General features: G+C 63.8%; 13 protein-coding genes and 1 pseudogene. 8 read left to right on the top strand and 6 right to left on the bottom strand.

Translation table 11 applies throughout. From position 1 onward, the window contains the following. From AVAK2825_RS22555 to AVAK2825_RS22585, 7 genes and pseudogenes are all read left to right on the top strand, one after another. Positions 1-572: pseudogene (locus tag AVAK2825_RS22555) on the top strand (hypothetical protein); the annotation flags it as partial. Positions 573-576: 4 nt separating this feature from the next. Further along, positions 577-1,980, top strand: coding sequence for a LamG-like jellyroll fold domain-containing protein (locus tag AVAK2825_RS22560; protein ID WP_284402671.1), 1,404 nt, complete (start codon positions 577-579; stop codon positions 1,978-1,980). Further along, on the top strand, positions 1,977-2,408 hold the full coding sequence (locus AVAK2825_RS22565; RefSeq protein ID WP_284402672.1) for a hypothetical protein: 432 nt from the start codon (positions 1,977-1,979) through the stop codon (positions 2,406-2,408). The genes AVAK2825_RS22560 and AVAK2825_RS22565 overlap by 4 nt, the downstream gene beginning before the upstream one ends. Before the next feature lie 8 nt (positions 2,409-2,416). After that, the gene (locus AVAK2825_RS22570; RefSeq protein WP_284402673.1) at positions 2,417-4,315 is read left to right on the top strand and encodes a hypothetical protein; all 1,899 of its coding nucleotides are present in this window, start codon (positions 2,417-2,419) and stop codon (positions 4,313-4,315) included. Further along, on the top strand, positions 4,312-4,551 hold the full coding sequence (locus AVAK2825_RS22575; protein WP_284402674.1) for a hypothetical protein: 240 nt from the start codon (positions 4,312-4,314) through the stop codon (positions 4,549-4,551). Before AVAK2825_RS22570 ends, AVAK2825_RS22575 begins: the two co-directional genes overlap by 4 nt. An 81-nt stretch (positions 4,552-4,632) precedes the next feature. Beyond that, on the top strand, positions 4,633-5,451 hold the full coding sequence (locus AVAK2825_RS22580) for a lysozyme (protein WP_284402675.1): 819 nt from the start codon (positions 4,633-4,635) through the stop codon (positions 5,449-5,451). Then, the gene (locus AVAK2825_RS22585; protein ID WP_284402676.1) at positions 5,448-5,801 is read left to right on the top strand and encodes a hypothetical protein; all 354 of its coding nucleotides are present in this window, start codon (positions 5,448-5,450) and stop codon (positions 5,799-5,801) included. The genes AVAK2825_RS22580 and AVAK2825_RS22585 overlap by 4 nt, the downstream gene beginning before the upstream one ends. Positions 5,802-6,103: 302 nt before the next feature. On the opposite strand, the gene AVAK2825_RS22590 is transcribed toward AVAK2825_RS22585, so the two are convergent. Next, positions 6,104-6,271, bottom strand: a complete 168-nt coding sequence (locus AVAK2825_RS22590) for a hypothetical protein (RefSeq protein WP_284402677.1) — start codon at positions 6,269-6,271, stop codon at positions 6,104-6,106. Positions 6,272-6,284: 13 nt separating this feature from the next. Next, the gene (locus tag AVAK2825_RS22595) at positions 6,285-6,803 is read right to left on the bottom strand and encodes a hypothetical protein (RefSeq protein ID WP_284402678.1); all 519 of its coding nucleotides are present in this window, start codon (positions 6,801-6,803) and stop codon (positions 6,285-6,287) included. A 483-nt stretch (positions 6,804-7,286) separates the two neighbouring features. On the opposite strand from AVAK2825_RS22595, the gene greB reads away from it, so the two are divergent. Further along, positions 7,287-7,847: a transcription elongation factor GreB gene (gene greB / locus AVAK2825_RS22600; RefSeq protein ID WP_284402679.1), complete on the top strand. Its 561-nt coding sequence runs from the start codon at positions 7,287-7,289 to the stop codon at positions 7,845-7,847. A 17-nt stretch (positions 7,848-7,864) separates the two neighbouring features. On the opposite strand, the gene AVAK2825_RS22605 is transcribed toward greB, so the two are convergent. From AVAK2825_RS22605 to AVAK2825_RS22620, 4 genes are all read right to left on the bottom strand, one after another. Further along, complete coding sequence (locus AVAK2825_RS22605; RefSeq protein ID WP_284402680.1) at positions 7,865-10,135, bottom strand: RelA/SpoT family protein; 2,271 nt, start codon at positions 10,133-10,135, stop codon at positions 7,865-7,867. Positions 10,136-10,231: 96 nt separating this feature from the next. Continuing rightward, positions 10,232-10,435, bottom strand: a complete 204-nt coding sequence (rpoZ, locus tag AVAK2825_RS22610; protein ID WP_272564822.1) for a DNA-directed RNA polymerase subunit omega — start codon at positions 10,433-10,435, stop codon at positions 10,232-10,234. A gap of 18 nt (positions 10,436-10,453) precedes the next feature. Then, complete coding sequence (gene gmk, locus AVAK2825_RS22615) at positions 10,454-11,074, bottom strand: guanylate kinase (RefSeq protein WP_272564821.1); 621 nt, start codon at positions 11,072-11,074, stop codon at positions 10,454-10,456. 40 nt (positions 11,075-11,114) lie between these two features. Beyond that, a complete protein-coding gene (locus AVAK2825_RS22620) occupies positions 11,115-12,008 on the bottom strand; it encodes a YicC/YloC family endoribonuclease (RefSeq protein ID WP_284402715.1) in 894 nt (297 codons plus the stop codon). Between the last annotated feature and the right edge of the window lie 24 nt (positions 12,009-12,032).

Below are 12,032 nucleotides of genomic sequence, written 5' to 3' on the forward strand. Positions count from 1 at the left end.
TGCTGCTGTGGATCGCGCCGGTCGATGGCATCACGCACGGCGGTCTGTTTGCGTTCGGGGACCTCCTGTCCTACCGCAGCGGCGATGCCTACGGCTGCGCGATCTTCGGCGGCTTGACCGCGGACGTGGTGACCACTCCCGCCCCCCTCGGCGGCTGTCTGGGCTACGGGCACGCCGGCGCACCTGGCAGCGGCGACGCCTACCTGGCGCGCGCAGCCACCGCCCTGGGCGGCTCGATCGCGTGCAAAAAGGTTGCGGCCCACAACCTGGGCCAGGGCTACAGCGGCACGGGCGCATACAACGGCAACGGGTATGCGTACCCATCGCCGGTGGATTTCGGGCTGCGCCTGGCGCCCGTCGAACTGGCGGCAGGCACGGCACTGCGGGGCCGTCTGCCGGGCGTGTATCACGCCGCCCAGGTGATGGGCGAGGCGTTTCTCAGCGGCGACCTGATCGCGGGCGAGGGAGCATTCGCCGGCCGCGTGCTGATGGCGCTGCGCTGCGGCGCGCCTGGCGCCGGGCTGGCGCTGGCCGGTACGGCCTTTGTCGACGTCACTGGCCCCTGGGAGTAAGGCAATGGCAGCACGTTACTGGCGCGTCGTCGGCCTGCGCACGGATGGGGCCGCGGGCCTGGCGCTCACCCAGGCCGCCCTGTGGGGCGCCTCGGGCGCCATCAGTGCAACGCTGTCGGCCAGCCATGCGCCCGTGTCGGGCACGCTGGCCAGCCTCACGGATGGCGATCTCACCGACACCACGGGCTGGGCCCAGGCGCAGATCCAGTCCGCCGGCTTTGCGCTGGTCTGGGATGCCGGCTCCGCGGTGGACGCGGTCAATGTCCGGTTCGGCGGTGCGGCATCGGCTGCGCAGTGGGTGCGTGTGTACACGTTGCAATCGTCCAGCGACGGCGCGAGCTGGTCCACGGTGGGCACCTATGTACTGGCCTGGCCCGGTGCGCAGGAGCTGTCCCCGTTGCCATCGCAAAGCGACCCGCTGGCCGACAAGGTGGTGGCGTTGCTCCTGTTTGATGGCAACCTGACCGATGGCGCTCCCGCAGGCGGCGCTTGGACCGCTTCCGGTGGCGCGGCGGTGGTGGCATCCGGGGGTGCAGGCGGCAGCGGAGCGCTGTCGCTCAACGGGGCCACGGAGTGCTTCATCTCCACGCCGTCGAGCAATCGGTTTGCCTTCGGCGGAGGGGACTTCTGCGTGGAGCTGTACGTGCAATGGGACGGCCAGGGGGGCGATCGCGCACTGGTGTGCATGCGGCATGCGCTGCAGGAGCGGTACAGCAACGTGGTCCGGCTCAACAACGGCGTGGTGCAGTGGTCCAACGGCCTGGCCTGGTTGTCGGGTTCGGCCAGCATTGCGCCCAATGCGCTCGTGCACGTCGCAGTGGCGCGCTCGTCCGGCGTGCTGCGCATCTTCCAAGGCGGCACCAAGGTGTACGAGACGGCGGATTCGACGGCCATCGACGGTGATCGGCCCTGCTACATCGGCGCCTACGATGCGTTTCGGGGCAGCTCGCAACTGGCGGGCCTGATCGACTTCGTGCGCATCACCAGCGGCGCAGCCCGCTACACCGCGGATTTCACGCCGCCATCGGGTGTGGGCGTCGGGGCGAGCTATCCGCCCAAGGCACAGGCACAGCTGCCACTGGCGTCCATTGGCGCGGTGCAGGGGGCGATCACTCGCCTGCAGGCCTCCGCCATCGAGCGGATCGCGCGCGATATGGAGTTCGGCGGACGCGCTCGAATCTGGGGCACCACCAAGGTCAAGGGCGTCACCAATCTGCCCACCCGGGCGCGCGTGGTGCTGCTGCGCCAGCGCGACAAGCTGCTGGCGCGCGAGGCGTGGAGCGATGCCGCTACGGGCGCGTTTGAGTTCGAGGGCATCGACATGGCCCACCAGTGGCTGGTGCTGGCGGAGGATCAGGCCGGCAACTACCGGCCCGTCGCGGCCAACCGGCTGGAGGCGCAACCATGAGCACCTGGCGCATCGGCCCCGAGGTCGCGCTCGCGCAGCTGGAGGCCACGATCGCGCGCGCGGACGCCGGCAGCGGCCGGTCCCGGGTGCGGCTGCACACCACCGCCCGGCCGACGACGATTGCCGGGGCAGCGGGTGGCACGCCCCAGGCGGAGATCGTGCTCGCCAAGCCCTGCGCCTCCATCGTCAACGGCGCCCTGGTGTGGCATGCCGATGACGCCGGCGGGGCGCTGGTGATGGTCGCGGGCGTGCCGCGCTGGGGCGTGTGGATCGGCGCCTCGGGCATCGTGGTGAGCGAAGGCAGCGTGACGGATGCCGACCACGGGGGCGACTTCCGCGTGGTCGGCGGCACCACGCCCGAGGGCGACGACAGCCCGCTGCTGCTGGCCGGCGGGCTGGTGGTGCTGGCCGCCTCGGCGCTGACGTAAGGGCGGGCATGGCGGGCGATCTGGATCTGATCTTCGGCCAGGCGGCCAACCCGGCCGGGTCGCCTGTCGAGATCGTCTTCGGCGACGACGGCGGCGACGGCCCGGGCGATGCTGTCGAGCTGCAAGCGGCCGGATCGATCACGGGCCTGCGCGCGCCGATCCTGTTGCGCTCGGGGGTCCGTGCCTTCGCCGCAGGGCAGATCACCGGCTTGCGGCTGGTGGCCGCGGCCCAGTACGACGTCAATGTGACCCGGCCGGTGGTGGGCACGGTCGCCCAGCGCTGGCAGGATGCGGTGCGACGCGGCATGCCGGCGCGCGAGCGCTACCAGGCGGCGCTGCCCCTGCAGGCGGCCATCCGCGAGCACTGGCAGGACGCGGGCGCCCTGGGTGCGGCGATCCTGGCGCGCTACGAGGCCGCCGCCATGCTGAGCGTTGCAGTCCGGCAGGGCTGGCAGCAAGCGGCCAGGCTCTCCGGGCCTGGCGTGCGCCAAGGGTTCGAGGAGGCGCTGCCGCTGCGCCATGCGATTGCCCAGCACTGGCAGGACGCTGCACGCCGCTCCATGAGTCGGGCGCAGCGGTTTCAGGAGGCGCTGCCGGTGCGCCGTGTGATCGCCCAGCACTGGCAGGAGGGACTGCGGGTGTCGGCCGTGGTGACCGACGGCATGGGCATCGCGGTGGCGCGATCGCGCGCCTGGCGCAACCATTACCAAGAGGCCTGGGTGCCCCGGCCGGGGGTGTCCACGCCCACACGGCCGCCCCAGCCAGATCCGTGCTACGTGCCCGAGGTGCCGGTGCACCTGGTGTTCGATGCGCTCGCCGACCACGGTGTGCCGGCTCACCTGGTGTTCCTGTGCGAGGGACATGGCACGGATCCAGAGCCCGGCGAACCGCAATACGTCATCCCACTTTTAAGGGTCTACATGACAGTCCACACCATCGATGCCGTCCTGCTGCCAAGCCTTGAGCGAGTGCAGTTGCAAGGCATCACGATCAATGCAGATGACGACGGCTACGGCTGGAGCATGACCGGCAGCGGTCCCCTGCACCTGATGGATCAACTGCAGCCTGTGAATGGTTTACCGCCTCGCGTGCGAGTGACGATCGACGGAATTGCCTGGGTATTCGTCATTGACCCTCCGGAGCGCTCGCGGAAGTTCGGCGATATGGGTGTACAGGTGCGCGGTAGCAGTGCGACTGCGCTGCTGGGCGCGCCGCACATGCCCAGTGCCATTTGGAGCAACAGTCTTCCAATGACGGCGCAGCAGCTGGTGGCCCAGGCGCTGGAGTTCACGGGTGTGAATATCGACTGGGGCATCAGTGACTGGCTTGTGCCTCCCGGCGCATGGAGCCATCAGGGCACGCCGCTTTCCGCTGCGCTGCGGATTGCCGAGGCCGCAGGGGCGGCTCTGCGCAGCCATCGGACGGATGCGACCCTGCAATTCGCCCCCCGCTACCCGCACTTGCCTTGGGCGTGGCCTGCTGCGACTCCGAACGTGCGCATGCCTGGACAGATCATCACGACCGATACGCTGCAGCACGTGGCCGCGACTGCCTACAACGCGGTGTATGTGGTCGGCGAGACCACCGGGGGCGTGATGGGGCGAGTGGTGCGTGCGGGTTCTGCCGGCGATGTGCTGGCGCCTCAGGTGACGGACCCCTTGATCACGCATGAGACCGCGGCTCGCCAGCGCGGGAGTACCGTGCTGGCATCGGCCGCAATTACGCGCCGTCAATCGATCACAGTCCCCCTGCTGACAGGTGGCACGCACCCGGGGTTGATCCTCCCCGGCTACCTCGTGGAAGTCGTAGAGCCGGATGAGACGTGGCGCGGTTTGGTGCGCGGTATCACGGTCACTGCCGGACTGCCGACCGTGCGCCAGTCGCTCGCCGTGGAGCGCGCCGTATGACCACGCTCAACCTGTTCCGCCGCCTGCAGGAGCTGTTGCCCCCGGAGCGCGTTTTCACCGGCAAGGTGCTGTCCGTTGTTGCTGACGACAAAACCGCCCAGGTCCAACTCACAGGAGCAGGCGTTCTGAGTGTGCGCAACCCGCTCGCAATGGTCGTTGGTGCCAGTGTTTTCGTGCAGGGTGGTGCGATCACTGGTGCCGCGCCCGACCTGCCTTTGTTGACCATCGAAATCTAAGCCGACAGGCTTTCCCCCGCCCGCCCGTGGCCACACCGGCGGGCATTTTTTCGTCTGCAATCACTGACCGGAGAGATCAACATGAGCAGCTATCCCATCAATCAAGCGGGAGTTCAACTGCTGCACGAGCGCGAGACGTTCGTGGGGCATGCCTACCCTGACCCCTACTCACCCCTGGGCGAGGCGCTGCGATCGCGCAATCTGTGGCGCCGCTTCCTCGCGGCACCGATTCCGATCCCCGATGACATCCAACACCTCAGCGGCGCGCCCTGGACCATAGGGTGGGGTTTTACGCTGGGAGTGCAGCAGGGCGACACGATGTCGATGGCCGAAGCGGATACCCGCTTGGCGATCGAACTGCAGGAGCGCGCGGACGCGGTGCTCGGTGGCTGTTCAGTCGAGCCAAACGAAAACCAGCTCGCGGCCATGGTGGTGTTGGCTTACAACATCGGCACTGCCGGCTTTCTGCGTTCCACCGTGCTGGCCGCGCATAACCGCGGCGACTTCCAGGCGGCAGCGCGCGCCTTTCGGCTGTGGAACAAATCCCGTGGCAAGGTTTCTGCTGGGCTGGAGGTCCGGCGCCTGGCGGAGTCGCAGTTGTATCTGAAGCCTGTTTCAGGTGGCACCTTGAAATCGACTGAGGAACCGGTTGAACTGCCGCAACATGTCGATTCCGAGTCCCGGATGACTGCGAGCACCATCAACCGGGCGGGCGTGGCTGCAGGTGGAACGGCAGCAGTGGCAACCGTGGCAGAAACTGCGCGCACGATCAACGACATCAAGACCAGTGCAGATTCGCTGGGCGCTTGGCTTTTGCCCGTCTTGCTGCTGGCTGTCGTGGGCCTGTGCGGCTACATCGTGTGGCAACGCATAAAGGTTCGCCGGGAGGGTTGGTCATGAATCCCGTCTTGCTCGCCCTGCTGGGCATGACGTTGGCCTTTGCCAGCGGCACGTGGTACGGCACGGGCCTGGGGGAGGATCGCGAGTTTGCCAAGCGCTCTCGTGAGGACGCCATCGTCACCCAGGTGCGCGACGCTGCGCAGTTGGCCGCCGCCGGCGAGATCGCCAAGATCAAGCCGCGCAACATCACCATTCGTCAGGAGTTGGACCGTGAAATTCAAACCCGCGTGGAGTATCGCGATTGCCGCCATGGCGCTGATGGGCTGCGCCTCATCAACGAGGCCCTTACTAGCCGGGCCGAGCCCGCTCGTGGTAGCCAGCTGTCCGGAACTGACTCGGCTGTCAGATGACAGCTTCGGGGCCACCTCAGCCAAGTTAGTAGAGGTAGCGGGTCATTACTGGGAGTGCAGGGCTGCAGCGTTGGGAAAGTGAGTGCGGCTTAAGCTGTGATGGGTGTGGAACCTGCTGCTGGCCTCCCACTTCGCCTTCAGTTGGCAGACGTACCTACGCTTCTTGGGCCGGCGTGCAGTGTTGATGTCTCATGGCTGGGATCGTGCTACAGAGCTTGCCGTACAGTTCTACTTTTCAACATTGCAACTGGTACGGACGCAAAAAAGCCCGCCGAAGCGGGCTTTTTGTTGGGTCCTGGCTCTTACTGCTGGCTGGCCATTTCCGTGGTCGAACACAGAGCAGAAGCAAGCTCGCGTTTTCCGAAAATTTCAACAGCTTCATCAAAAGCCTGAGCGAGTTGTCGCAATGCTTGCGCCTCGGAATTCATCCTATTGATGAAGTTGGCCGCATGTGTGTTGGTGTGGTTCATTGGAACTCCTCTGTTAACGGGGTGGCTCAAGAACGAGCCATCTTCCTTGCTTAGATGGTCTCAGATGAGCCATCTGATCCTTTTGGATCGCCGCGAGCAAAACCATCAGAAAACGAAGATGTTCGTCGCTTCTTCCGTAGATCTTGAGTGTATCAGCGTCATGCTCTAAACGAACGCTAAATGATCCTAGTGTTGCAACCCTGTAAGCCTCAACTGTGTTATTGATGGCAGTAGCGTCACCGTTAAGACTCAGAGTTTCCACTTCTGGAGACATTGTGAGCTTCAACAGCTTCAACCACTTGCCTCCTAGCTGTCCTTTGTGCGACAGAACAAGTTCGCACACGGCAATAGCAATTTTTTCATCGGGTGCAAAGACGCCATAGGCAATGACACGCATCTGGGAATCGCTCTTTTTTTGCAGGGAGTCCCAGATCCACGCCATCTTTTGCTTAACTTCATCTGGAAAACAGTCGTGCTGCTCTGCTTCGGATGTCCACTTCGCAAGTGTGGCCTCGAACTCTTCCAGCGTCATGGGCCGAAATTCCATTGTGATTCCCTTGTTGTTCCGTTATTGACGGCTGAAGGTTATCAGTACTGCTGAGCCAACCCGCAAGTTTCGATATGGGGTTTGACCTATCCTTTTACACACTAAGCTCGTGCGACAGGCAATTCTTGCAGGCCTGCCTGTATCTCGTGTGTCCAAAATGCTGTGCATGCATACAGCGTATGTATGCTGGGTTGTTTCAGGTGAGACCGGATCACGGATTCCACGGTAACAGGGGGGAAACTAGGGGGACAGGACGCGAAAGACCTGTACACAACAGCGCAAAATAAAGCGGAACGGATGGCTTCGCATGCAGCAAAATCAACGACTTAGCAGGAATCCTAAAACTACGAACCAAGGGGTCGTGGGTTCGATTCCTGCCAGCCGCACCAAACGGTAAGCCCTAGAACAGTGATGTTCTAGGGCTTTTTCCGTTGGGGATTCGAATGCTCTCTGCATCAAAATGCACCCATGAGCAAGGCATTCACCAAAGAATCGGATCAGTCCGATGACGAAGATTTTTCCCCAGCACCCCTTCCGGCGGGTGGCAAGAACTACATCACCCCTTCCGGCTACGCCAGGCTGCGCGATGAACTGCTGGATCTCATCGACAACGAGCGGCCCAGGATCGTTGAAGTGGTTCATTGGGCTGCAAGCAATGGGGACCGTTCGGAGAACGGGGACTACCTTTACGGCAAGAAACGCCTGCGCGAAATTGATCGCAGGATTCGGTTCCTGACCAAACGACTCGAAATTGCCGAGGTGGTCGATCCCGCCATTCACGCCGGAAGTGATCAGGTGTTCTTTGGTGCCACGGTCCACTATGCGGACGATGAAGGCGTCGAGCGCACCATCACGATCCTGGGAATCGACGAAGTCGAGACGGGGCTGGCGCAAGTCAGTTGGGTGTCGCCGGTGGCTCGGGCCTTACTGAAGGCCCGCGAAGGGGATCAGGTTCAGTTGGCCACGCCAGGTGGCACGCGGACGCTGGAGGTTTTGGACGTCCGCTACTATCCCCAACCGGTGGCATAGGGAGCAAGGTGCCTGCCTCACCCCTGGGGCAGCACGCGGAAGGCGCGAAGCACTGCGGGCGTTCGGCGCAAATTGCGCAAGGAGGCCTCGACGTGTGACTGGTCTCGTGCGGCGATGACAAAACGCAAATCGGTCGTGTCCATGGCGGCTTCATCGTCCATGTCGACGTGAACGATGTCCGCTTCGGAGCTCGCCAGTTCGGCGGCGATGCGTGCCAGGACGCCCTTGCCGTTGGCCACGGTCACCACGATGCCGGTTTCAAACATGCGTGTGGGCTCATCGGCCCAGTCCACGGCGATAAAACGTTCGCTGTCCTTGTGCTGAAGCTTTTTTGCCACGCTGCATTGGGCGTTGTGAACCACCAGCCCTTCACCGCGCCCCAGGTAGCCGACGATGGGGTCTCCCGGCACAGGCCGGCAGCAGTTCGCGTACTGAACGGATGCGTTCTCGCTGCCGTCCAAAGTCACGCCACCTTGGGACAGGGTTTCGTGGGAAGAATACCTTTCACGGGTCAGCAACAGGGCATCGGGTCGGTGTCCATGTTCCGTCATCAGCACCATGAGGCGTTTCGCCACGATGCCCGCAATGCGTTTGCCCAGGCCGATGTCGGTCATGAGTTCATTGCGTGTTCGATTGCCTGTGAAGCGGAGCAGCTTGTCCCACAGTGCCTGGTTCTCCGACTCGGTCGGCAGGCGTTCCAGCCCCTCGGCCCTCAGGGCCTGGGTCAAAAGCTTTTCGCCCAGTCCCGCTGATTCGGTATGTGCCAGCGTTTTGAGGTAGTGGCGAATCTTCGAGCGTGCGCGGCCCGTGCGCACGAAGCCCAGCCAGGCGGGATTGGGCGTGGACACCGGCGCCGTGATGATCTCCACCACATCGCCGTTCTTGAGCTCGGTCCGCAGGGGGACCTGCTCGTTGTTGATCTTGGCGGCCGTGGTGCGGTCACCCACATTGCTGTGGATGGCATAGGCGAAATCGACCACCGTGGCGCCCCGTGGCAGTGCCATGATCTGGCTCTTTGGGGTGAAGACATAGACCGCATCGGGGAACAGGTCGACCTTCACATGGTCCCAGAACTCCGCGGCATCCCGCGTTTCGTTCTGAATGTCGAGCAGCGACTGGAGCCACTTGGTGCCAAGGCGCTCCGCGGCCGATCCGTCGGCGTCCTGTGCTTTGTACAACCAATGGGCGGCCACGCCGGCTTCCGCCACCACGTGCATTTCCTCGGTGCGCATCTGGAATTCGATGTTGACTCCGGAAGGTCCAACCAAGGTGGTGTGCAGCGACTGGTAGCCGTTGAGCTTGGCGATGGCAATGTGGTCCTTGAATCGCCCAGGAACAGGCTTGTACATCTGATGCAGCACGCCCAATGCCGTGTAGCAATCGACCACGGTCGGCACGATCACGCGAAAGCCGTAGATGTCGGTCACCTGGGCAAAGCTCAGGTGCTTGGTGTCCATCTTCTGGTAGATGGCATAGAGCGTTTTCTCGCGGCCTGCGAGGCGGGCTTTCATGCCCAGCTTCGAAAACGCGGTGTCGACCTCGGTTTGAACCCGCTGCACGATATCGCGCCGGCGGTTGCGCGATTTGTTCACCGCCTTGGACAGGGTCGCGTAGCGCCAGGGATGGAGATGCCGGAATGACAGATCCTGCAGCTCCCGGTAGGTCTGGTTCAGCCCGAGCCGGTGGGCGATGGGGGCATAGATCTCGAGGGTTTCAGAAGAAATGCGGCCCCATTTGCTGCGCGGCATGTCCGAGAGCGTGCGCATGTTGTGCGTGCGGTCGGCCAGCTTGATCAGAATGACCCGTACATCGCGGGCCATTGCCAACAGCATCTTGCGGAAGGACTCGGCCTGGTTCTCTTCGCGGGTGTTGAACTGCAGCTTGTCGAGCTTGGTGAGGCCATCCACCAATTCGGCCACCGGCAGGCCGAAGCGATCGATGAGATCGGACTTGGTGACGCCGCAATCTTCCATGGCGTCGTGCAGCAGTGCCGCCATCAGCGCCTGTCCATCCAGCTTCCAGGTGGCGCACTGGGCCGCCACTGCGATGGGGTGGGTGATGTAGGGCTCGCCGCTGTTGCGCAACTGCCCCAGGTGGGCTTCGTCGGCGAAGCGGTAGGCCTGCCTCACCTGTTCGATGCTGGCTGCGTCGAGGTAGCCGAGGTTCTCCGTGAGGGCCGCAAAACTGGCCGCTGCTGCGTTGGCGGCTGCTGCGGACGTACCGCCCGCCGCCCCGCTTTCGCCGGGGCGCGGGTCTTGGGCAGATGGTTTATTCAAGACCGCATTCATCCCTTTAATGTAGCTTGCTGGGGAGATCGGGGTTTTTGGCCAAAAAAAAGCACCGCAAAGCGGTGCTATTGGGCTGCAGATGCAGACCTGGGCGCGTCAGCCCGGAACCTTTTTCAGCATCTCCAGACCGACCTTGCCTTCGGCGATTTCGCGCAAGGCGGTCACCGCAGGTTTGTTGCGGCTTTCGATCTTGGGGGCATGGCCTTGGCTCAGCATGCGTGCGCGGTACGTGGCTGCCAGCACGAGTTGAAAGCGGTTGGGGATGTGCTCGAGGCAGTCTTCAACAGTAATGCGGGCCATGCGTCTTCTCCAGAAGGATCAGGTGATATTGAGGGATTCGAACGTGTCGGCCCGTGCACGGCGTTGCGCCGCATACTTCAGCCGCTGAGCGTGGACGATGGTTTTCAGGTCGAAAAGCGCACGCTCAAAGAGTTCGTTGATTATAACGAAGTCGAATTTGTATGCCTGTTCCATTTCCTGGGCGGCATTCTTCAACCGGATCTCGATCACGTCCGGAGCGTCTTCCCCGCGGCGTTCCAGGCGGGATCTCAGTTCTTCCCAACTGGGGGGGAGGATGAAGATGAGGACGGCATTCGCAAAGGCCTGTTTGACCTGGATCGCGCCCTGGAAGTCGATTTCCAGAACCACGTCGGCGCCTTGCGCGATGCGCTCCTCGATGGCCTTGCGGGATGTGCCATAGCGGCGGCCGTGCACGTGGGCCCACTCCACGAAGCCGTCGGAGGCGACCATGGCGTCGAATTCCTGCTCCGAGGTGAAGAAGTATTCGCGGCCGTGCTTTTCCTGCCCACGCGGTGCCCGGGTGGTGTGCGAGACCGACGGCTGCACATGGGAGTCCAGCTCCAGCAATGCCTTGACCAGGCTCGATTTGCCCGCGCCGCTGGGCGCTGCCACTACGAATAGATTTCCAGGGTAGTCCATGCGGGATAGGTGCTGGCTGCTATCAAAAAAGGATTATCACTCACTCGATGTTCTGGACCTGCTCGCGCATTTGCTCGATCAGGACCTTCATGTCCACGCTGATGCGCGTGAGTTCCATCGCGGCGGACTTGGAGCCGAGCGTGTTGGCTTCGCGGTGCAGTTCCTGGATGAGAAAGTCCAGGCGTTTGCCCACTTCGCCGCCTTTCTTGAGCAGGCGTTCGATCTCGTCCAGGTGCGAATCCAGCCGGGTGATCTCTTCCGCGACGTCGATGCGGATGGCGAAGGCGGTGGCCTCGGTCAGGGCGCGGTCCTGGGCGGCCTCGGGCAGCGTGGCGTTGTCGGCCAGGGCCATGGCCTCCTTCCAGCGTTCCATGAAACGCTGGCGCTGCTGCTCCACCAGCTTGGGAACCAGCGGCGTGGCCTGGTGGGCCAGGGCACGCAGTTGTTCGAGCCGGTCCTGCAGCATGGCCGACAGGCGCTTGCCTTCGCGTTCCCGGGCTTGGACGAGGTCTTTCAGCGCTTTTTCGGCCAGGGCGGGGACGGCATCGCTCCAGTCGTCCTGGGCGGAGCCGGCATTCGCGCACAGGCGCAGGGCGTCGGCGACGCTCAAGGGGGCCGCGTCGGGCAGCCAGGCACGAACGGCGTCCTGCGCGGAGTTCAGCCGCTGCAGCAGGCGGGGCGCCGGGTCGGGCAGGGCGGTGGTGTCTTCGTTCTCGATGGAGGCGCGGACTTCGACCTTGCCCCGCTTGAGGCGGGCGGTAAGCAGGCTGCGCAGCACCGGCTCCTGGGCGCGCAGCTCGTCGGGCAGGCGGAACGACAGATCCAGGAAACGGCTGTTGACGGACCGGATCTCCAGCCCCAGGCGGCGGGTGCGGCCATCGGTTTCGCCCCCTCCCGCGGATGCACTTTGCTGTGCGCTGGCGTATCCGGTCATGCTGTAAACTGCCATTGGACTTTT

This window comes from Acidovorax sp. SUPP2825 (assembly GCF_030158995.1).
GTDB lineage: Bacteria > Pseudomonadota > Gammaproteobacteria > Burkholderiales > Burkholderiaceae_C > Paracidovorax.